At 71.7% G+C, this 19,231-nt stretch carries 20 protein-coding genes; 12 read left to right on the forward strand and 8 right to left on the reverse strand.

The window, feature by feature from the left end; translation table 11 throughout:
* Nucleotides 1–16: 16 nt before the first annotated feature.
* Nucleotides 17–2,062, reverse strand: coding sequence for a transketolase (gene tkt, locus NOCA_RS14355; protein ID WP_443189698.1), 2,046 nt, complete (start codon nt 2,060–2,062; stop codon nt 17–19).
* Between the two features lie 260 nt (nt 2,063–2,322).
* On the opposite strand from tkt, the gene NOCA_RS14360 reads away from it, so the two are divergent.
* Nucleotides 2,323–3,267 carry a heme o synthase gene (locus NOCA_RS14360; RefSeq protein ID WP_011755986.1) on the forward strand — a complete coding sequence of 315 codons (945 nt, stop codon included), beginning with the start codon at nt 2,323–2,325 and terminating at the stop codon, nt 3,265–3,267.
* A 341-nt stretch (nt 3,268–3,608) separates the two neighbouring features.
* On the opposite strand, the gene NOCA_RS14365 is transcribed toward NOCA_RS14360, so the two are convergent.
* From NOCA_RS14365 to NOCA_RS14390, 6 genes are all read right to left on the reverse strand, one after another.
* Nucleotides 3,609–4,526 carry a COX15/CtaA family protein gene (locus tag NOCA_RS14365; protein ID WP_011755987.1) on the reverse strand — a complete coding sequence of 306 codons (918 nt, stop codon included), beginning with the start codon at nt 4,524–4,526 and terminating at the stop codon, nt 3,609–3,611.
* The gene (locus NOCA_RS14370) at nt 4,526–5,323 is read right to left on the reverse strand and encodes an ABC transporter permease (protein ID WP_011755988.1); all 798 of its coding nucleotides are present in this window, start codon (nt 5,321–5,323) and stop codon (nt 4,526–4,528) included. Before NOCA_RS14370 ends, NOCA_RS14365 begins: the two co-directional genes overlap by 1 nt.
* Nucleotides 5,320–6,267, reverse strand: coding sequence for an ABC transporter ATP-binding protein (locus NOCA_RS14375; RefSeq protein ID WP_011755989.1), 948 nt, complete (start codon nt 6,265–6,267; stop codon nt 5,320–5,322). The genes NOCA_RS14370 and NOCA_RS14375 overlap by 4 nt, the downstream gene beginning before the upstream one ends.
* Before the next feature lie 42 nt (nt 6,268–6,309).
* A complete protein-coding gene (locus tag NOCA_RS14380; RefSeq protein ID WP_011755990.1) occupies nt 6,310–6,978 on the reverse strand; it encodes a glycerophosphodiester phosphodiesterase in 669 nt (222 codons plus the stop codon).
* Nucleotides 6,975–7,724: a phosphatase PAP2 family protein gene (locus NOCA_RS14385; RefSeq protein WP_140403833.1), complete on the reverse strand. Its 750-nt coding sequence runs from the start codon at nt 7,722–7,724 to the stop codon at nt 6,975–6,977. The genes NOCA_RS14380 and NOCA_RS14385 overlap by 4 nt, the downstream gene beginning before the upstream one ends.
* 127 nt (nt 7,725–7,851) lie before the next feature.
* The gene (locus tag NOCA_RS14390; protein ID WP_011755992.1) at nt 7,852–8,712 is read right to left on the reverse strand and encodes a lysylphosphatidylglycerol synthase domain-containing protein; all 861 of its coding nucleotides are present in this window, start codon (nt 8,710–8,712) and stop codon (nt 7,852–7,854) included.
* A gap of 146 nt (nt 8,713–8,858) precedes the next feature.
* Between NOCA_RS14390 and NOCA_RS14395 the strand changes: the two genes are divergently transcribed.
* From NOCA_RS14395 to NOCA_RS14435, 9 genes are all read left to right on the forward strand, one after another.
* Nucleotides 8,859–9,581 (forward strand): helix-turn-helix transcriptional regulator, encoded by a 723-nt coding sequence (locus tag NOCA_RS14395; protein ID WP_011755993.1) that lies wholly within the window; start codon nt 8,859–8,861, stop codon nt 9,579–9,581.
* Nucleotides 9,578–10,996 carry a Fe-S cluster assembly protein SufB gene (gene sufB, locus NOCA_RS14400; RefSeq protein WP_011755994.1) on the forward strand — a complete coding sequence of 473 codons (1,419 nt, stop codon included), beginning with the start codon at nt 9,578–9,580 and terminating at the stop codon, nt 10,994–10,996. The genes NOCA_RS14395 and sufB overlap by 4 nt, the downstream gene beginning before the upstream one ends.
* A gap of 155 nt (nt 10,997–11,151) precedes the next feature.
* Nucleotides 11,152–12,300: a Fe-S cluster assembly protein SufD gene (gene sufD / locus NOCA_RS14405; RefSeq protein WP_238383354.1), complete on the forward strand. Its 1,149-nt coding sequence runs from the start codon at nt 11,152–11,154 to the stop codon at nt 12,298–12,300.
* Nucleotides 12,297–12,647: a non-heme iron oxygenase ferredoxin subunit gene (locus NOCA_RS14410; protein ID WP_011755996.1), complete on the forward strand. Its 351-nt coding sequence runs from the start codon at nt 12,297–12,299 to the stop codon at nt 12,645–12,647. The genes sufD and NOCA_RS14410 overlap by 4 nt, the downstream gene beginning before the upstream one ends.
* Nucleotides 12,644–13,405, forward strand: a complete 762-nt coding sequence (gene sufC, locus NOCA_RS14415; protein ID WP_011755997.1) for a Fe-S cluster assembly ATPase SufC — start codon at nt 12,644–12,646, stop codon at nt 13,403–13,405. The genes NOCA_RS14410 and sufC overlap by 4 nt, the downstream gene beginning before the upstream one ends.
* A gap of 1 nt (nt 13,406) precedes the next feature.
* Nucleotides 13,407–14,693 (forward strand): cysteine desulfurase, encoded by a 1,287-nt coding sequence (locus NOCA_RS14420; protein ID WP_011755998.1) that lies wholly within the window; start codon nt 13,407–13,409, stop codon nt 14,691–14,693.
* Between the two features lie 3 nt (nt 14,694–14,696).
* A complete protein-coding gene (gene sufU / locus NOCA_RS14425) occupies nt 14,697–15,149 on the forward strand; it encodes a Fe-S cluster assembly sulfur transfer protein SufU (RefSeq protein ID WP_011755999.1) in 453 nt (150 codons plus the stop codon).
* A complete protein-coding gene (locus NOCA_RS14430) occupies nt 15,142–15,510 on the forward strand; it encodes a metal-sulfur cluster assembly factor (RefSeq protein ID WP_011756000.1) in 369 nt (122 codons plus the stop codon). Before sufU ends, NOCA_RS14430 begins: the two co-directional genes overlap by 8 nt.
* A 71-nt stretch (nt 15,511–15,581) precedes the next feature.
* Complete coding sequence (locus NOCA_RS14435; protein WP_011756001.1) at nt 15,582–16,190, forward strand: acVLRF1 family peptidyl-tRNA hydrolase; 609 nt, start codon at nt 15,582–15,584, stop codon at nt 16,188–16,190.
* 10 nt (nt 16,191–16,200) lie between these two features.
* Here NOCA_RS14435 and NOCA_RS14440 read toward each other — a convergent pair whose 3' ends face one another.
* Complete coding sequence (locus tag NOCA_RS14440) at nt 16,201–16,671, reverse strand: GbsR/MarR family transcriptional regulator (protein WP_011756002.1); 471 nt, start codon at nt 16,669–16,671, stop codon at nt 16,201–16,203.
* 53 nt (nt 16,672–16,724) lie between these two features.
* Between NOCA_RS14440 and NOCA_RS14445 the strand changes: the two genes are divergently transcribed.
* A complete protein-coding gene (locus NOCA_RS14445) occupies nt 16,725–17,654 on the forward strand; it encodes an ABC transporter ATP-binding protein (RefSeq protein ID WP_011756003.1) in 930 nt (309 codons plus the stop codon).
* The gene (locus tag NOCA_RS27590; protein ID WP_011756004.1) at nt 17,654–19,225 is read left to right on the forward strand and encodes an ABC transporter permease; all 1,572 of its coding nucleotides are present in this window, start codon (nt 17,654–17,656) and stop codon (nt 19,223–19,225) included. The genes NOCA_RS14445 and NOCA_RS27590 overlap by 1 nt, the downstream gene beginning before the upstream one ends.
* The last annotated feature ends 6 nt before the right edge of the window (nt 19,226–19,231 follow it).

The following is a 19,231-nucleotide window of genomic DNA, read 5'->3' on the forward strand; positions in this document are numbered from 1 at the left end:
GAAGCCGGTTACGGCACTAGCTGCTGCTCACGCGGATGCTGTCGCGGGCGGCGTCGGCGACGGCCCGGGCGGTGATGCCGTACTCCTGGTAGATGCGGGCGTAGTCGGCCGAGGCGCCGTACGTCTCGATCGAGACGATCCGGCCGTGGTCGCCGACGACCTCGTGCCAGCCCTGGGCGATGCCCGCCTCGACCGAGACGCGCGCCTTGACGATCGGCGGGATGACGGCCTCGCGGTAGGACTCGTGCTGGGCGGCGAACCACTCGCGGCACGGCATCGAGACCACGCGGGCGCGGATCCCGTCCTCGGCGAGCAGGGCTCGGGCCTCGACGGCCAGCTGGACCTCCGAACCGGTGCCGATCAGTACGACGTCGGGCTGGCCGCCCTGGCCGTCGATCTCGGGGGCGTCGATCAGGATGTAGCCGCCCCGGTGCACGTCGGCGGTGCCGGCGAAGCCGTCCTGCTCCCGCGGGAACACCGGCACGTTCTGGCGGGTGAGGGCCAGGGCGGAGGGCCGGTCCGTGTGCTCCATGACCGCCTTCCAGCAGGCGGCCACCTCGTTGGCGTCCGCAGGCCGGATGACGTCGAGGCCGGGGATGGCGCGCAGCGCGGCGAGGTGCTCGATCGGCTGGTGCGTCGGCCCGTCCTCGCCGAGACCGATGGAGTCGTGGGTCCACACGTAGGTGACCGGGAGCCCCATCAGCGACGCGAGCCGGACCGCGGGCCGCATGTAGTCGGAGAACGTGAGGAAGGTGCCGCCGAAGACGCGGGTGCCACTGTGCAGGGCGATGCCGTTCATGATCGAACCCATCGCGTGCTCACGGATGCCGAAGTGCAGCACCCGGCCCGCGTACGGGTCGCCCGCCCACATCTTCGAGGACCGGTCGACCGGCAGGAACGACGGGACGTCCTCGATCGTGGTGTTGTTGGACTCGGCGAGGTCGGCGGAGCCGCCCCAGAGCTCCGGGACGCGCTTCGCGATCGCGTTGATCACCTGGCCGGAGGCCTTGCGCGTCGCGACCCCCTTCGGGTCGGCGTCGAAGACCGGCAGGTCGTCGGCCCAGCCCTCGGGTAGCTCGTGGCCGCGCAGCCGCATCAGCACGTCGAAGGCGTCCGGGTTCTTGGCCCGCCACGCGGCGAAGTCCTCGTCCCAGGCCTTGCCCGCGGCCGCACCGCGCTCCCCGAGTCGCCGGGTGTGCTCGAGGACGCCCTCCGGGACCTCGAAGGTCTGCGCCGGGTCGAAGCCGAGGACCTCCTTGGTGGCGGCGACCTCGTCGGCCCCGAGGGCGGATCCGTGGGACTTGCCGGTGCCCTGCGCGTTCGGCGCGGGCCAGGCGATGATCGTCTTCAGCTCGATGAAGCTGGGCCGGTCGGTGACCGCCTCGGCGGCGCGGAGCGCGTCGTACAGCGCGTGCACGTCCTCGCGGTACTCGGTGCCGCCGTTGGTCCAGTCGACGACCTGGACGTGCCAGCCGTACGCCTCGTAGCGCGCGGCCACGTCCTCGCTGAGGGCGATGTTGGTGTCGTCCTCGATGGAGATCTTGTTGGCGTCGTAGATCAGCGTGAGGTTGCCGAGCTGCTGGGTGCCGGCGATCGAGGAGGCCTCGCCGCTCACGCCCTCCTCGATGTCTCCGTCACTGCAGATCGCGTAGACCCGGTGGTCGAACACCGAGGGCCCGGTCTTCGCGCCCGGGTCGAGCAGCCCACGCAGCCGCCGCGCGGCCATCGCCATCCCGACCGCGTTGCCGACGCCCTGACCGAGCGGGCCCGTGGTCGTCTCGACCCCCGCGGTGTGGCGGTACTCCGGGTGCCCGGGGGTCTTGCTGCCCCAGGTGCGCAGCGCCTTGAGGTCGTCGAGCTCGAGCCCGAAGCCGCCGAGGAAGAGCTGGATGTACAGGGTGAGCGAGGAGTGACCCGCCGAGAGGACGAACCGGTCCCGCGCGATCCAGCGCGGGTCGGACGGGTCGTGGCGCATCACCTTCTGGAACAGCAGGTACGCCGCGGGGGCCAGGCTCATCGCCGTGCCCGGGTGGCCGTTGCCGACCTTCTGCACCGCGTCCATCGCGAGCACTCGGGCCGTGTCCACCGCCTTCTGGTCGAGGTCGGTCCAGTCGAGCGCAGCGGTGTCGGTCACAGGATTCCTTTCGAGGTCATCGGCCACACCCGAGCCTACTCACCCCGGGGACCCGGCCGGACAGGGACGGGCGCTCGCGAGCGACGGCCGGTGCAGGCGGGCGCGCGGATCGTTCCGCAGGGTCCTCGGATAGACTCGCGGCAGTCCTGCTACCTGCTGGTACCCCTGTCCCCGCCCGAGGATCCCCTGTGACGTACGTCGGCCAGTCGGCCTCTGCTGCCCAGCAGTCCGTGGCCGAACGGGCGAGCGTCAAGGACGTCCTGGCGGCGTACGTCGGGCTCACCAAGCCGCGGGTGATCGAGCTCCTGCTGCTCACCACTGTCCCCGTGATGTTCTTCGCCGACCGCGGCATCCCCGAGCTCTGGCTGGTGGTGGCGACCGTCGTCGGCGGCGCGTTCTCGGCCGGGTCGGCGTCGGTGTTCAACTGCGTCTACGACCGGGACATCGACGAGCAGATGCGGCGGACCCGCCGCCGGGCCCTGCCGCGGCACATCGTGTCGCCGGCCGCGGCCCTGGTGTTCGGGTTCGTGCTCGGGATCCTGTCGACGGTGATCCTGTACGTCTGGGTGAACCCGCTCTCGGCGGCGCTGTCGGTGGCCGCGAACGCGTTCTACGTGCTCGTGTACACGATGCTGCTCAAGCGCCGGACCACCCAGAACATCGTCTGGGGCGGCCTGGCCGGGTGCTTCCCCGCCCTGATCGGCTGGACGGCGGTCACCGGGTCGCTGTCCTGGGTGCCGGTCGTGCTGTTCGCCGTGGTCTTCTTCTGGACCCCGCCGCACACCTGGGCGCTGGCGCTGCGCTACCGCGAGGACTACGCGAACGTCGACGTCCCGATGCTCCCCGTGGTCGCGCCGGCGCGCGAGGTCGGGCGCCAGGTGGTCATCTACAGCTGGGTGATGGTCGCGACCTCGCTGCTGCTGTGGCCGGTCGCCGGCACCGGGATCTTCTACCCCATCGCCGCCGGCGTCCTCGGTGCCGTCTTCCTGCTCGAGGCACACCGGATGTGGGCCCGCTCCCGGGACACCGAGAGCCTCTCGGTGATCCAGCCGATGCGGCTGTTCCACTCCTCGAACCTGTACCTCTCGCTGCTGTTCGTCGCGGTCGCGCTCGACCCGCTGCTGGCCGGCTGAGGAGCCCCGGGGGCCTGGCGCCATCGCTTGGCGCCGGGACGATAACGCCGGGCTCCGGAGCAACTCGTCCGAGAAAGTCGCGCCCCGCCTGCAACCTCCGGGGGCGCTCCGGCGTCTGAGGGGTGACGGCGGCCGGCCTGCCCACGGGGGTGCGGGCCGGGCGCGGTCGACCGAGGCGGGGCCTCGCAGCACACCCTGTCGATCGAGACCCGCACGACCCGCCGCAGCGGCATCGCGAGTCGTGCGGGTCTCCCCGGTCCGCCGGGGAGACCCCGGCCGGGAGTCGATCGCGACCACCCGCACGCCAGGCAACGCCCGACCCGGACCGTCCGACCCAGGCGCTACGACGCCACAGGTGGGACAGGAGAGCCGGGGAGACCCGCAGGCTCGCGCACCCGGATCAGGGCCCAGGTGACGGCGGCGGAGGTGCAGGCCGCACCGAGCATGTGGAAGCCGACCAGGACGACCGGGAGGTCGGTGAAGTACTGCACGAAGCCGATCGCCCCCTGGGCGACCTCGACGACCAGCAGCACCACCACGGCCTGCCGGGTCGAGGCGGGCGCGCCGGCCGCGACCACGGCGAACAGCAGCCCCACGGTGAGCCCCACGAACAAGAACACCCCGTCGGCGTGCAGCTGGCTCATCTGGAGCGGGGAGAGCCCGTTGCGCGCCGAGTCCGCATCGCCCGCGTGCGGGCCGGAGCCGGTGACGATGGTGCCGACGTAGAGCACGGCCCAGGCGGCGGCGAAGGTCGCCCAGGCGAGCCCCACCAGCCCGCCCCGCGGCGGTACGGCGGGCGCGGGCTGGCCGATCCGGTGCAGGAAGAGCACCGCGAGGCCCATGATCGCCAGGGACAGGAGCAGGTGCAGCGACACGATCCACGGGTTGAGGTCGGTGAGGACGGTGATGCCGCCGATCACGGCCTGCGCCGGGATGCCCAGGCCCATGACCAGGGCGAGCACGCGCAGCTCCCGCCGACCGGACTGCCAGGCCGCGAGGAAGGTGCCGATCGCGACCGCGGTGAGCACGTAGGTCAGCAGCCGGTTGCCGAACTCGATCGCCGAGTGCACGTCGTAGGCGCCGTGCGGCGTGAACGACTCCTCGGTGCAGCGCGGCCAGGTCGGGCAGCCGAGGCCGGAGCCCGTCAGGCGGACCACGCCCCCGGTGACGACGAGGACGCCGTTGGCAACCAGCGAGGCCCAGCCCCAGCCGCGCAGCCAGTCGTGGAGGTGGCGCAGCCGGAAGGTCAGTCGATCCATCACTCCCACTTGAAGGTCCGGGCGGTGAGGGCGGTGCCGAGCACCGCCCACGCGAGCAGCACGGCCAGGTCGGTCCAGGCCGTCGCCCCGTCGATGAGCGCCTCCCGCATCGCGCCGCCGAGGGCGCCGGAGGGCAGCCAGCGGACCACCTCGCCGAAGGAGCCGTACGCCGAGACGGGCAGCACGACCGCGCCACCGGCCATCAGCAGGAGATAGACGAGGTTGGCGGCCGCGAGGGTCGCCTCGGCGCGCAGCACTCCGGAGAGGAACAGGCCGAGCGAGGCGAACGCCGCGGTGCCGAGGACCACGGCGAGGAGCGCGCCCAGCACGCCCGGCTCGGGGTCCCAGTCGAGCGCGAGCGCCACCAGCGAGATCACCAGCACCTGGAGCGCCTCGATGAGGAGCAGGCCGCCGATCTTCCCCGCCAGCAGGCCCGACCGGGGGAGCGGGGAGGAGCCGAGGCGCTTGATGACGCCGTACCGGCGCTCGAATCCGGTCGCGATGGCCAGCGACGTGAACGCGGTGGACATCACGGCGAGCGCCAGGACGCCCGGCGCGAAGACGTCCACGGGCGCGTGCGAGAGGTCCATGCCGACCCGCTCCGCGCCGGCGACGCCCCCGATGAGCACGATGACGGGGATCACGACGGCCAGCAGCAGCTGCTCCCCGTTGCGGAGCATCAGCCGGGACTCCATCGCCGCCTGGGCGAGCACCTGGCGGTGCAGGGGGGCCGCGCCGGGCCGAGGTGCGAAGGTGCCACTCGGTCGTCCGGTCGGTCGTCGGGTCGCCGGGCTCATGGCGCCAGCCCCCGTCCGGTGAGCTGGAGGAAGACGTCCTCGAGGTTGCGCTGTCCCAGCGTGAGGGACTCGGGGAGCACGTTGTTCTCCTCGCACCAGCGCGAGACCTTGGCGAGCGTGGAGGCGTCGGCCGGGCCCGTCACCATCAGGCTGAGAGCGTCGAGCTGGGTGACCTCGGTGTGCTCGCCGAGGGTGTGCGCCAGCGAGTCCGGCGAGCCCGGGGGGAACGGCCTGGTCACCACCAGCCGGATCGTGGCGTGGGTGCCGCCGCGGGTCAGCTCGAGCGGCGTCCCGGAGGCGATCAGCCGGCCGTGGTCGATGATGTGGATCCGGTCCGCGAGCCGCTCGGCCTCGTCCATGTAGTGGGTGGTGAGCACCACGGTCACGCCGTCGCCGCGCAGCTCCTCGAGCAGCTCCCAGGTGGTGCGCCGTGCCTGGGGGTCCATGCCCGCGGTGGGCTCGTCGACGAACACGACCTCAGGCCGGCCGACCAGCGCCATCGCGAGGCCGAGGCGCTGCTGCTGCCCGCCGGAGAGCCGGCGGTAGGGCGTGCGCCCGCAGTCGGCCAGGCCGAGGCGTTCGGAGAGCATCTCGGTGTCCAGCGGGTGGGCGTGCAGCTTCGCGACGTGGTCGAGCATCTCCCGGGCCCGCACGCCGCTCCAGGCACCGCCGCCCTGGAGCATCACGCCGATCCGGGGCAGCAGCTCGGCCCGGTCGCGGATCGGGTCCAGACCGAGCACCCGCACTGTGCCGGCCTGCGGGCGGCGGTAGCCCTCGCAGGTCTCGAGCGTCGTGGTCTTCCCTGCCCCGTTCGGGCCGAGGACGGCGGTGATGGTGTGCCGCTCCACGTTCAGCGAGAGCGCGTCGACGGCCACCTTGTCGCCGTAGCGCATCTCCAGGCCGTCGACCGAGACCGCGGGAACGGTGGGGTCGGGCGCGGGCACCGCACCAGTCTAGGGAGAGCGAGTGGTGGCCGCTCTGACGGGTCAGGCCCTGCGTCGGCGCACTTCACGCAGGATCTCCGGCTCGTTGGTGATCACGCCGTTCGCGCCGAGCCCCACGACGCGGTCGAGCCACTCGAGGTCGTCGATCGGCCAGGTCATCACGACCTCGACGGCGCCCCGCAGCCGGCCGACCAGGTTCGCGTCCAGCAGCGAGCGGTGCAGCGAGACGCCGTACGGCGCCGGCCGGTCGGACCGGTCAGCCCGGTCGATCCAGCGGAGCAGCGCGGCGCGCTCGGCGCGGTTGCGCGCGGAGAGGACGGGACGGACGTAGGGCAGCCGGGCGACGGCCTCCACCGCCGGCCAGAACCGTCCGCAGGCGAGCACGGGGTGTTGGTGCGCGCGCTCGTGCAGCAGCCCGGCCACTGCCAGGCCGGTCGACACCGAGCGTCCCTTCAGGTCGAGCATGAACGTCGTCCCGCGCCGGTCGGCGTCGAGGAGCTCGGCGAGCCCGAGACGAGGGGCCGCGGCGGAGGCGAGCTCCCATCGGTCCCACAGGAAGGGCAGCGGTCCGGCCGTCTTGAGGTGCCGCACCTCGAGACGCCCCCGGTGGGCGTGCACGTCGCACTCGATCACGTCGGCGCCGAGCAGGTTCGCCTCGTGCAGGCCGGCGAGGGAGTTGCCGGCCCGGTGGGCGATCGCGAGCGGGCTCATCCGACCGGCTGCCGGTTCTCGACGCGCGCCGGTCGTTCGCGTCGGCGCGCGAGAAGGATCGCCGCGAGATGACCGATGAGGGCGAGTCCGAGGCCGGCCACGACGTCGAGGACGTAGTGGTTGGCGGTGGCCACGACCGAGAGCGCCATCAGCGCCGGGAGCACGAACCCCACCCACCGCAGGGCGAGCGTGGTCGCGGCCGTGGCGATCGCGAGGCCGACGAGCAGGTCCCAGCCCGCGTGCAGGCTCGGCATCGCGGCGTACTGGTTGACGAAGTTCGGCGGCTGCAGCACCCGGTAGGCGTGGGAGCTCTCGGTGACGGTGTCGACCAGGTCCGGGTCGACCAGCCGCGGCGGGGCCACCGGGTAGGTGACATAGACGATCAGCCCGAGCCCCCCGGAGACCAGCATCCCGTCGCGCAGGCGCAGGAACGCCGGACGGTGGTGCCACACCAGCCACGCCATGGTCAGCACGATCACCGGCCAGTGCCCCCAGATGTAGACCCAGTTCGCCGCCGTCTCCAGCACGGGGGACAGGGTGACCGGGGCTTGGATCGCCCCCTCGACGTCGATCCCGAGCCGCTCCTCGACCCGCACGATGTCACGGGCATGGGCCTCGGCCGTCGACGGCTCGGTCGCAGTCAGGCCGCGCACCTGGAAGTAGCAGAAGAGCCCGAGCAGCACGATCGCGACCTGGCCGAGGACCCAGCGCACCCTGCGGCGCCGGAGCACGCTGGGGTGCGGCATGAACATTCCCCTGGCCTCCTGCCTGCGCTCGGGTGTCGGCGTCGGGGTGGCCCACGATCGATGCTGCCGTGCCGGCGCCCCCGCGTCGTGGGGCGAAGGTCCCGAGTTGGCTCGGACCGGGGCCGGGTCAGGCCGCCACGGTCGCCGTCCGGCGACCGGCGAGGAGGCTGGTGCCGCCGAGCGCCAGTGCGGGCAACCAGGCGACCGAGGCCTTGAGGGTCACCGCGGCGGCGGCCGCCGCGAGGGGTACGCCGGCGGCGACGAGCGCGACCACGAGCGCGCCGTCGCGCGGACTCGCGCCGTTGGGGCCGGGGACCGCTCCGGCCAGCTGGCTGGCCCCGAACGCGCCCAGCACGGCGAGCGGGGACACGGTGTTCCCGGTGGCGGCCACCGCGCCGAGGAGCAGCGCGGCGATCGAGAGCTGGTAGCCCGCGGAGAGCACCAGCCCGTGGAGCAGGGTGCGCCACGGGGGCAGCGGGCGGCTGGGGAGCAGGTCGGGCCGGACCCGGCGCAGCACCAGGACGGCTACGACGGCGGCCAGGGACAGGAACGCCACCGGCAGGATCAGGTCCAGCGGCAGCGCCGTACCGGCGCACGCGACGAACGCGGCGAGTCCCAGGGCGCCGACCAGGCGGTCGGTGCCCACGCTCAGGACCGCGTCGCCGCGACCGAGCCCGGTGCCGGTGAGCCGCTTGAGCCGCCACAGGTCGGCGCCGACGTGGCCGGGGGTGAGCAACCCGAGGAGCTCGGACTCGGCGTAGGCACGCAGGTGCCAGCGGCGCGACAGGTCGGCGTCCGTGAGCGCCCGCCAGCGGAGCGGGCAGAGCAGGTACTTGCCGACCACCCACGGGAGCAGCCCGGCGAGCACCGGCCAGAGCGAGACCTCCGGGAGCCGGGGGAGCGTGAGCACGGGGACGAGGATGCTGACGAGCACCCCGAGAGCCAGCACGGTGCGGGAGCCGAGAACGGCGCGAAGACGGGCGATCATGCGGGAGGCAGGAGACCTTCGGGTCGGCGTGGTCGCGGCGTCGTTGCGGCGTGGATCTCCAGTGTCACCCACGGGAGGCGGATGGCAAAACAGGGTTAGGCTCACCTTACTTGAAGCGTCCCGGTCAATAACGGCACACTGGCGTTGTGGAATTCCACGAGGTCCCTCCTGACGCGGCGTCGGCCGGGCACGACCAGCCCACCCGCCAGCGCGTGGCGCGGTCGATCCTCGACAACGGACCGTCCACCGCCGCGGCGCTCGCCGAGCGGCTCGACCTGACGCCCGCCGCCGTGCGGCGCCACCTCGACCAGCTCCTCGAGGAGGGCGCGGTCGAGGCCCGGGAACCGCGGAGCCTGACCGGCCGTGGCCGGGGTCGACCGGCGAAGGTCTTCGCCCTGACCGAGTCCGGCCGGGACGGCTTCGACCAGCAGTACGACGACCTCGCCGTGCAGGCGCTGCGCTTCCTCTCCGAGACGGGCGGCACCGACGCGGTCCGCGAGTTCGCGGTCCGCCGGGCCTCCTTCATCTCCGAGCGCTTCGAGCACCTCCGTGCCGACCGGCCCGAGCTGGCCCCGGCCGAGATCCTGGCCCGGGTGTTCACCGAGGAGGGGTACGCCGCCGCCGTGCGCGACGTGCCCGTGGGGGAGCAGCTGTGCCAGCAGCACTGCCCGGTCTCCCACGTCGCCCACGAGTTCCCCCAGCTGTGCGAGGCCGAGACCGAGGCGATCAGCAGGGTCCTCGGCCGGCACGTCCAACGCCTGGCCACGATCGCCCACGGCGACGGGGTCTGCACCACCTCCATCCCCGATCTTCCCGCATCCGCCGAGAAGCCCATGACCACCGAGAAGAAGGAGCACGTCAGCAGATGACCTCCATCGAAGAACTCAACCCGGAGCTCAAGGGCATCGGTCGCTACGAGTTCGGCTGGGCCGACTCGGACGCCGCCGGCGCCACCGCGCAGCGCGGCCTCAACGACGCCGTCGTGCGCGACATCTCGGCCAAGAAGGGCGAGCCGCAGTGGATGCTCGACCTCCGGCTGAAGGGCCTGAAGCTCTTCGACCGCAAGCCGATGCCGTCGTGGGGCTCCGACCTCTCCGACATCGACTTCGACAACATCAAGTACTTCGTGCGCTCCACGGAGAAGCAGGCGACCTCGTGGGAGGACCTGCCGGAGGACATCAAGAACACCTACGACCGGCTCGGCATCCCGGAGGCGGAGAAGCAGGCCCTGGTCGCCGGTGTCGCCGCGCAGTACGAGTCCGAGGTCGTGTACCACCAGATCCGTGGGGACCTGGAGGAGCAGGGCGTGATCTTCGTCGACACCGACACCGCACTGCGCGAGCACGAGGACCTGTTCAGGGAGTACTTCGGGACGATCATCCCGGTCGGCGACAACAAGTTCGCCGCGCTGAACACCTCGGTGTGGTCGGGCGGCTCGTTCGTCTACGTGCCGCCGGGCGTGCACGTGGAGATCCCGCTGCAGGCCTACTTCCGGATCAACACCGAGAACATGGGCCAGTTCGAGCGGACCCTGATCATCGTCGACGAGGGCGCGTACGTGCACTACGTCGAGGGTTGCACGGCGCCGGTCTACAGCTCGGACTCGCTGCACTCCGCGGTGGTCGAGATCATCATCAAGAAGGGCGGCCGGTGCCGCTACACGACCATCCAGAACTGGTCGAACAACGTCTACAACCTGGTCACCAAGCGGGCCACCTGCGAGGCCGGCGCCACCATGGAGTGGGTCGACGGCAACATCGGCTCCAAGGTGACCATGAAGTACCCCGCCGTCTACCTGATGGGCGAGCACGCCAAGGGCGAGACCCTGTCCATCGCGTTCGCCGGCGAGGGCCAGCACCAGGACGCGGGCGCCAAGATGGTGCACGCGGCGCCGCACACCTCGTCCTCCATCCTGTCCAAGTCGGTCGCGCGGGGCGGTGGGCGTACGTCGTACCGCGGCCTGATCCAGGTCAACGAGGGCGCCCACGGCTCGAAGTCGAACGTGCTCTGCGACGCGCTCCTGGTCGACCAGATCAGCCGCTCCGACACCTACCCCTACGTCGACATCCGCGAGGACGACGTCTCCATGGGCCACGAAGCGAGTGTCTCGAAGGTCTCCGACGACCAGCTCTTCTACCTGATGTCGCGCGGCATGGAGCAGGACGAGGCGATGGCGATGATCGTGCGCGGCTTCGTCGAGCCGATCGCCAAGGAGCTGCCGATGGAGTACGCCCTGGAGCTCAACCGGCTGATCGAGCTCCAGATGGAAGGAGCCGTGGGCTGACGCGTCGGCTTCGCCGCCGCGCCGGCCCCCGATCCTGTTCCGCGGGGGGAGTCAGTCCCCAGCCTTCCGCACGTAGTAGAGAAAGTAGACGTAGTCACGTGACAGTTACTGAGACCGCTATCGAGAGTCTGTCCGCTGCTCTCGAGGTGGATCGGGTGGAGAGCCACCTGAACCCGCCCGCGTCCTACGACCTCGAGGACCACCCGGTCCCGAGCGGTCGCGAGGAGATCTGGCGGTTCACGCCGCTCAAGCGGCTGCGCGGGATCCTCGACGGCGCGGCGTCCGAGGCGCACCTGACCTGGGAGACCACGGTGCCCGACGGGGTCACCCTGCGCGAGGTGGCGGCGGAGGAGGTCCTGGCGCTCGGGGAGCTCGCCCCCAACGACCGCCCGTCGGCCCTGGCCGCCGCCAATGCCGGCCGGGCAATGCTGCTGGAGGTGCCCGCCGAGGCGGCGATCACCGATCCGGTCGTGCTGCACCTGCACGGCGAGTCCGTCGAGGACCTGGTCTGGGGTCGGCTGCTGGTCCGGGTCGGCGCCAACGCCGACGTGACGATCGTGGTCAACCACACCGGCTCCGCGCGCTACGCGGCGATCACCACGGTCCTCGTGGGCGACGGCGCGCGGGTCAACGTGCTCACCCTGCAGGACTGGGACGACGACGCGGTGCACCTGGGCCGCGACGCCATCCGGGTCGGCCGCGACGCGAGCGTCAAGCACACCTCGATCTCCTTCGGCGGCGACCTGGTCCGGATGCACGCCAACGTCGAGTACGCCGGGCCCGGCGGCGAGGCCGAGCTGCTCGGGCTCTACTTCGCCGACGAGGGTCAGCACCTCGAGCACCGCCTGTTCGCCGACCACACGGCCCCCAAGACCAAGAGCCACGTGCTGTACAAGGGCGCGCTCCAGGGTCAGGGGGCGCACACGGTCTGGATCGGCAACGTGCTGATCCGCAAGGTCGCGGAGGGGATCGAGACCTACGAGGAGAACCGCAACCTGGTGCTCACCGACGGCTGCCAGGCCGACTCGGTGCCCAACCTCGAGATCGAGACCGGTGAGATCGACGGGGCCGGACACGCCTCGGCGACCGCCCGCTTCGACGACGAGCAGCTGTTCTACCTGCGCTCGCGGGGCGTGTCCGAGAAGGAGGCCCAGCGCCTGGTCGTGCACGGCTTCTTCAACGACCTGATCCGCAAGGTCGGGATCCCGTCGGTCGAGGAGCGGCTGCTCGCCACGGTCGAGGTCGAGCTCACGAAGAACGTCCTGCACGCCGGCGCCGACGGCCCGGCCGAGGAGGCGTCGTGAGCTTCGAGCGTGCCTGCGCCGCCGACGAGGTGCCGACCGACGAGGCCCTCGCGGTCACGATCGGTGCGTACGCCGTCGCGGTGGCGCGCCACGAGGACGAGTTCTTCGCGGTCCAGGACCTCTGCTCCCACCAGGCCGTCCCGCTCAGCGAGGGCGAGGTCAGCGACTGCACCGTCGAGTGCTGGCTGCACGGCTCCCGCTTCGACCTGCGCACCGGCAAGCCCACCAGCCTCCCCGCCACCGAGCCCGTCTCGACCTTCCCCGTGGAGGTCCGGGCGCTGCCCGACGGCACCCACGACATCTACGTCGACACCACCACCACCCTGAACGGAGTCACCCCTACATGAGCACGCTCGAGATCAAGGACCTTCAGGTCTCGGTCCACACCGAGGACGGTCCCAAGGAGATCCTCAAGGGCGTCACGCTGACCATCAAGGCCGGCGAGACGCACGCGATCATGGGGCCCAACGGGTCGGGCAAGTCCACGCTGGCCTACTCGATCGCCGGCCACCCGAAGTACACCATCACCGGCGGCAGCGTCACCCTCGACGGCGAGGACCTGCTCGCGATGACCGTCGACGAGCGAGCCCGCGCGGGGCTCTTCCTGGCGATGCAGTACCCCGTCGAGGTGCCCGGCGTCTCGGTCTCGAACTTCCTGCGTACGGCCAAGACGGCGCTGGACGGCGAGGCGCCGAAGCTGCGCACCTGGGTCAAGGACGTGAACAGCGCCCTGGCGAACCTGAACCTGGACCCGTCGTTCGGCACCCGGTCGGTCAACGAGGGGTTCTCCGGCGGCGAGAAGAAGCGCCACGAGATCGCCCAGCTCGAGCTGCTGAACCCGCAGGTCGCGATCCTCGACGAGACCGACTCCGGCCTGGACATCGACGCGCTGAAGGTCGTCTCCGAGGGCGTGAACCGGTTCCGCGCCCAGGAGGGCAAGGGCGTCTTGCTGATCACCCACTACACGCGGATCCTGCGCTACATCACCCCCGACCAGGTCCACGTCTTCGTGGACGGCAAGGTCGCGGAGTCCGGCGGCCCCGAGCTCGCCGAGCACCTTGAAGCCCACGGCTACGAGAAGTACGTCGCTGGGGCGGCGGTCTGAGATGACGACGACCCAGCTGGCCGGCCTGCTCCCCGAGCTGGAGGTGATCCGCGCGGACTTCCCGATCCTGGATCGGACCCTCGCGGGTGGTCTGCCGCTGGTCTACCTCGACAGCGCCAACACCTCGCAGAAGCCGCAGGTCGTGATCGACACCATGGTCGACCACCTCGAACGGCACAACGCGAACGTCGCCCGGGCCATGCACCAGCTCGGCGCGGAGTCGTCGGAGGCGTTCGAGGCGGCGCGGGACAAGGTCGCGGCGTTCATCAACGCGCCGAGCCGGGACGAGGTGATCTTCACCAAGAACGCCTCCGAGGCGCTCAACCTGGTGGCCAACACCCTGTCCTGGGCGCGGGGCGACCGGGTGAACGGAGTCGGGGCTCTCGGCGCGGGCGACGAGGTCGTCATCACCGAGATGGAGCACCACTCCAACATCGTGCCGTGGCAGCTGCTGACCGAGCGCACGGGCGCGACCCTGCGCTGGTTCGGTCTCACCGACGACGGCCGGCTCGACCTCTCGAACATCGACTCGCTGATCACCGAGCGGACCAAGGTGGTCGCCCTCACCTGGGTCTCGAACATGCTCGGCACGATCAACCCGGTCGCCGAGATCGCTCGGCGGGCCCACGAGGTCGGCGCGCTCGTGGTGGTCGACGCCTCCCAGGCCGCTCCTCAGCTGCCCGTGGACGTGGTCGCGTCGGGTGCCGACCTGCTGGCGTTCACCGGCCACAAGGTCGTCGGGCCGACCGGCATCGGCGTGCTCTGGGGCCGCCGCGAGGTGCTCGACCAGCTACCGCCCTTCCTCGGTGGCGGCGAGATGATCGAGACGGTGCGGATGGAGCGCTCGACGTACGCCCCGATCCCGCACAAGTTCGAGGCCGGTACGCCGCCCATCGTCGAGGCCGTGGGCCTCGGCGCAGCGGTCGACTACCTCTCGATGATCGGCCTGGACGCGATCCACCGGCACGAGCAGGCGATCACGGCGTACGCGCTCGACGGGCTCGCCACCGTGCCCGGCCTGCGAGTCCTCGGTCCGCTCTCCGCGAAGGACCGCGGCGGAGCGATCGCCTTCGAGATCGACGGGGTGCACCCGCACGACGTCGCGCAGGTGCTCGACTCGCGCGGGGTCGCGGTCCGGGCCGGCCACCACTGCGCGAAGCCCGCGCACGCCCGCTTCGGCGTGCAGAGCTCCACCCGGATGTCGTCGTACCTCTACACGACGCCGGCGGAGATCGACGCGCTCGTCGAGGCCCTGGAATACACCCGCTCGTACTTCAAGTTGGGTTGAGTGATGAGCCAAGATCTCGACTCCCTGTACCAGGACATCATCCTCGACCACGCGAAGCGTCGGCTGAACTCCGGCCTGCGCGAGCCGTTCGAGGCCGAGGTCCACCACGTCAACCCGACGTGCGGCGACGAGGTCACCCTCCGGTTGCACCTCGACGGCGACGTCGTGCGCGACATCTCCTACGACAACCAGGGCTGCTCGATCTCGTCCGCGTCGGCGTCGGTGATGTCCGACCTGCTGATCGGCAAGACGACGGCCGAGATCCGACCGATCTTCGACGCCTTCCTCGAGATGATGCGGGGGAAGGGCCGGGTCGAGCCCGACGAGGACGTCCTCGAGGACGCGATCGCCTTCGCCGGAGCGGCCAAGCTCACGGCCCGCATCAAGTGCGCACTACTGTCGTGGATGGCTTACCAGGACGCCCTCGCCCGAGCCCAGGAGGATTCCCATGTCTGACCACTCTGACCTGCCCGAGGTCCCGGAGGCGACCGGAGGGGTCGCCACCTCCACCGTCTCCGTGGATGACGTCACCGAGGCCATGAAGGACGTGATCGACCCCGAGCTGGGCATCAACGTCGTCGACCTGGGCCTGGTCTACGGCGTGCACGTGGACGAGACCACCAACGTCGTCCTGGACATGACGCTCACCTCGGCGGCCTGCCCGCTCACCGACGTCATCACCGACCAGACGGTGGGTGCCCTGGAGGGCCTCGTCAACGACGTCGCGATCAACTGGGTGTGGATGCCGCCGTGGGGTCCCGACAAGATCACCCCCGACGGCCGCGAGCAGCTGCGCGCCCTCGGCTTCAACGTCTGAGGCGTGAGGCAGAGCGAAGCTCTGCCTCACGACCCGAAGTGGTCGGGCGCCGCGTCACTAGGCTTGCTCCGGTGAACACGGTCCGGGTGCCCGCTGAGCGCCTCGAGCGTTGGGTCGCGAACTTCACGACCCGGCACGGCACGACGCTGTTGAGCGTCGATGACGGCGCGCTGTGCGGTGCGGCCGAGGACGGCTCCACGTTCGACGCGCGGCTGCCGTTCGCCACGGCGTACGGCGGCCCCGCCGACCCGGCCGTGTTCGCGGGCAGCGTCTCGGTCCCCGGCGACTGGGGCGTGCTGCTGGTCCGCAAGGGCGGCTTCGCCGTCGCCCGCCTGGCTGGGCTCCGGATGACCGACAGCAAGGTCGGGCAGCGCCACGTGCAGGGCCGCACCAAGGCCGGCGGCCAGAGCCAGCAGCGGTTCGCCCGCCGCCGCGACAACCAGGCGCGGCAGGCCTACGAGGCCGCGGCCGACCATGCCGCCCGGATCCTCGCGGGTCTGCGCGGACCGCTCGCCACGGGCGGGGACCACACCGCCGTCGAGGAGGTGCTCGCCGACCCACGCCTGCGCGGCCTGGAGGTGACCGGGCCGTGGCTCGCCGTACCGGACCCGCGCCGGTCGGTGCTCGAGGAGGCGGTTCGGGAGGCGTGCGCCGTGGGCGTCGACGTCGTCAACGCCTGACCGGGACCGCTCAGAGACCCAGCTCCTTGACCCGGGCCGCCCACCGCTCGTTCATCGCGGCGAGCTCGTCGAGGATGAAGCTGAGGAACTCGTCCGAGAGCCGCAGCCGCCGGTGGGCCGGATCCTCGGGCGCGAGCTCCTCCAGTGCCCGTCGCAGGGCGGCCCGCATGGGAGCGTAGATCTGGTCGGCGCGCATCAGGGTGTCGTGCCAGGCGTCGTCGTCGACCACGAAGATGTCACGCCGAGAGCCGCGGTCCCGCTCCCGACGGATCATGCCCACACCGTCGAGGTAGCGCACCGCGCCGGAGACCGAGGCCGGGGAGACCCCGAGGACCGCGGCCAGCTCGGCCGCCGTCATCCGGCCGTCCTCGTCGATGAGCAGCGCGGCGAACATCCGTGAAGGGAGGCGCGCGAGCCCGGCCGAGGCCAGCGCGCCGCCCATCCGCTCCACGAACCGGTCCCGCTGGTGGTCACTCGCCATGTCCTGATGTTACTAGATTCAGAATAAACTGAAACGGGTGTACCGTCGGCGGCGTGACCGAGAGCGTGATCGAGATCCGCGGCCTGGTGAAGGAGTTCGGGAGCCTGCGGGCGCTCGACGGCCTCGACCTCACGGTCGAGCGCGGCGAGGTGCACGGCTTCCTCGGACCGAACGGCGCCGGGAAGTCCACGACCATCCGGGTGCTGCTCGGCCTGCTGCGCAAGGACGGGGGCGAGGCCCGGCTGCTCGGCGGCGACCCGTGGCGTCAGACCGCCGAGCTTCACGCCCGGCTCGCCTACGTGCCCGGTGACGTCAACCTGTGGCCGAACCTGACCGGCGGGGAGGTGATCGACCTGCTCGGGCGGCTCCGCGGCGGGCTCGACGAGCGGCGCCGGGCCGACCTGCTCGAGCGCTTCGACCTCGACCCGACGAAGAAGGGCCGCAGCTACTCCAAGGGCAACCGGCAGAAGGTCGCCCTGGTCGCCGCCCTCGCCTCCGACGTGGAGCTGCTGCTGCTCGACGAGCCGACCTCCGGGCTGGACCCGTTGATGGAGGCCGTGTTCCGCGACTGCATCGACGACTTCCGAAGCGAGGGCCACTCGGTGCTGCTGTCGAGCCACATCCTCGCGGAGGTCGAGCACCTGTGCGACCGGGTGAGCATCATCCGGGCGGGTCGCTGCGTGGAGTCCGGTACGTTGGCCGAGCTCCGGCACCTGACCCGTACGTCGATCACCGCCGATCTCGCCACCGTCCCCGCCGGTCTGCCCGACCTGCCGGGCGTGCACGACGTGGACATCGACAACCACCGGGTCCATCTCGAGGTCGACACCACCGAGCTCGACGCCGTCCTGGACCTGCTGCAGACCGGCGGGGTGCGCTCGCTGGAGAGCCAGCCGCCGACCCTCGAGGACCTGTTCCTGCGCCACTACGGCGACCACGTGACGGCCGACCCCACGGACCCGGCGAGGGAGGACCTGCGCTAGTGACCGGGACGCTGGAGCTCCTGCGGGCGTTCCTCCACAGGGACCGCTGGATGTACCTGTGGTGGCCCGTGGGGATCGCGATCCTCTACGTCAGCCAGGGGTGGAGCGTGGACGGGCTCTATCGGACCCAGGCGGAGTTCGACCAGGCGGCCGCGGACATGGAGGGCAACGCCGCGCTGATCGCGATGGCCGGACCGGCGCGCGCGCTCAACACGACGGGGGGCCAGGTCGCCTGGCAGGCCGCCGCGTTCGGCGCGATCCTCGTCGGCCTGATGAGCATGTTCCTGGTGGGTCGGCACACCCGGAGCGAGGAGGAGTCCGGGCGCGACGAGCTGCTCCGGGCGGCCCCGGTGGGCCGGTATGCGGCCCTGGCGGCGACGGTCCTGGACGCGGTCCTGGCGAACCTGGTCGTGGGCCTCCTGACCGCGGCCGCGCTGGCGGCGTACGGCCTGGCGGTCGCGGACTCGTTCGGCCTCGGCCTGGGACTGACGCTCTGCGGATGGTTCTTCACAGGCGTCGCGCTGATCGCCGCCCAGCTGACGACCACCACCCGCGCCGCCTACGGGCTGACCGGCACCGTGCTCGGGCTGTCCTACGCCCTGCGCGCCTTCGGGGACGTGAGCGCGGAGGCGCTGAGCTGGCTCTCACCGATCGGCTGGTACCAGGCGATGCACGCGTTCTCGGGTCTGCGCTGGTGGCCCGCGCTGCTGCTCCTGGTCGGCGCCCTCGCCGGGCTGCTGGCGGCGTACGCCGTCTTCGACCGGCGCGACTACGGGTCGGGCGTCCTGCCCGCCCGCCCCGGACCCGCGCGCGCCGGGCGCGGCCTCGCCAGCGGCCTCGGCCTGGCCTGGCGGTTGCAGCGTCCTGCCGTGCTCGCCTGGACGCTCGGACTGCTGCTCGGCGGCCTCGGCTTCGGCACCATGGGGGACGACGTCGGCGACCTGATCGGGGACTCCCAGAGCTCGCGCGACCTGATGGTGCAGGGCAGCGCCGACCTGGTCGACGGCTTCTACGCCACGCTGATGCTGATGCTCGCCCTGCTCGCCGCCGGCTTCACGATCTCCTCGGCGCTGCGGCCACACGGTGAGGAGGACGGCGGCCGGGTGGAGACCCTGCTGGCGACCGCGCTCCGACGGCCGACCTGGCTGGGCGGTCACGTCGTGGTCACGATCGCCGGCACGGCGGCGACGATGACCGCCGCCGGTCTCGGCCTCGGCACCAGCTATGCGCTCGTCACCGGTGACGGGGGAGCGGTGCTGCGGATGACCTGGCAGGTCCTCTCGCTGACACCCGCCGTGCTGGTGCTCGGCGGCTTCGCCCGGCTGGTCTACGGCGCCCTGCCTCGCGCCGTCCTGGTCTCGTGGCTGGCGCTGCTGCTGGCGTGCGTGGTGCTGTTCTTCGGCGAGCTGCTCCGGCTGCCGCAGTGGTTCCAGGACCTCTCGCCGTTCGAGCACCTCGCGCTGGTGCCGCTGGAGCCGTTCCGGTGGGCGCCGTTCCTGGTGCTCACCGGTGCCGCAGCCGCCTTGAGTGTCGCGGGCCAGATCGCCTTCAGTCGGCGCGACGTGCACTAGCGTCGG

It is taken from the genome of Nocardioides sp. JS614 (genome assembly GCF_000015265.1).
Taxonomy (GTDB): domain Bacteria; phylum Actinomycetota; class Actinomycetes; order Propionibacteriales; family Nocardioidaceae; genus Nocardioides.

Coding starts and splice junctions, on each gene's coding strand:
- sufU (WP_011755999.1), top strand. CDS start 14,697: ATGAGCCAAGATCTCGACTCCCTGTACCAGGACATCATCCTCGACCAC.
- NOCA_RS14380 (WP_011755990.1), bottom strand. CDS start 6,978: ATGAGCCCGCTCGCGATCGCCCACCGGGCCGGCAACTCCCTCGCCGGC.
- NOCA_RS14385 (WP_140403833.1), bottom strand. CDS start 7,724: ATGCCGCACCCCAGCGTGCTCCGGCGCCGCAGGGTGCGCTGGGTCCTC.
- NOCA_RS14365 (WP_011755987.1), bottom strand. CDS start 4,526: ATGGATCGACTGACCTTCCGGCTGCGCCACCTCCACGACTGGCTGCGC.
- NOCA_RS14430 (WP_011756000.1), top strand. CDS start 15,142: ATGTCTGACCACTCTGACCTGCCCGAGGTCCCGGAGGCGACCGGAGGG.
- sufB (WP_011755994.1), top strand. CDS start 9,578: ATGACCTCCATCGAAGAACTCAACCCGGAGCTCAAGGGCATCGGTCGC.
- NOCA_RS14440 (WP_011756002.1), bottom strand. CDS start 16,671: ATGGCGAGTGACCACCAGCGGGACCGGTTCGTGGAGCGGATGGGCGGC.
- NOCA_RS14390 (WP_011755992.1), bottom strand. CDS start 8,712: ATGATCGCCCGTCTTCGCGCCGTTCTCGGCTCCCGCACCGTGCTGGCT.
- NOCA_RS14420 (WP_011755998.1), top strand. CDS start 13,407: ATGACGACGACCCAGCTGGCCGGCCTGCTCCCCGAGCTGGAGGTGATC.
- NOCA_RS14370 (WP_011755988.1), bottom strand. CDS start 5,323: ATGAGCCCGGCGACCCGACGACCGACCGGACGACCGAGTGGCACCTTC.
- tkt (WP_443189698.1), bottom strand. CDS start 2,062: ATGGACGCGGTGCAGAAGGTCGGCAACGGCCACCCGGGCACGGCGATG.
- sufC (WP_011755997.1), top strand. CDS start 12,644: ATGAGCACGCTCGAGATCAAGGACCTTCAGGTCTCGGTCCACACCGAG.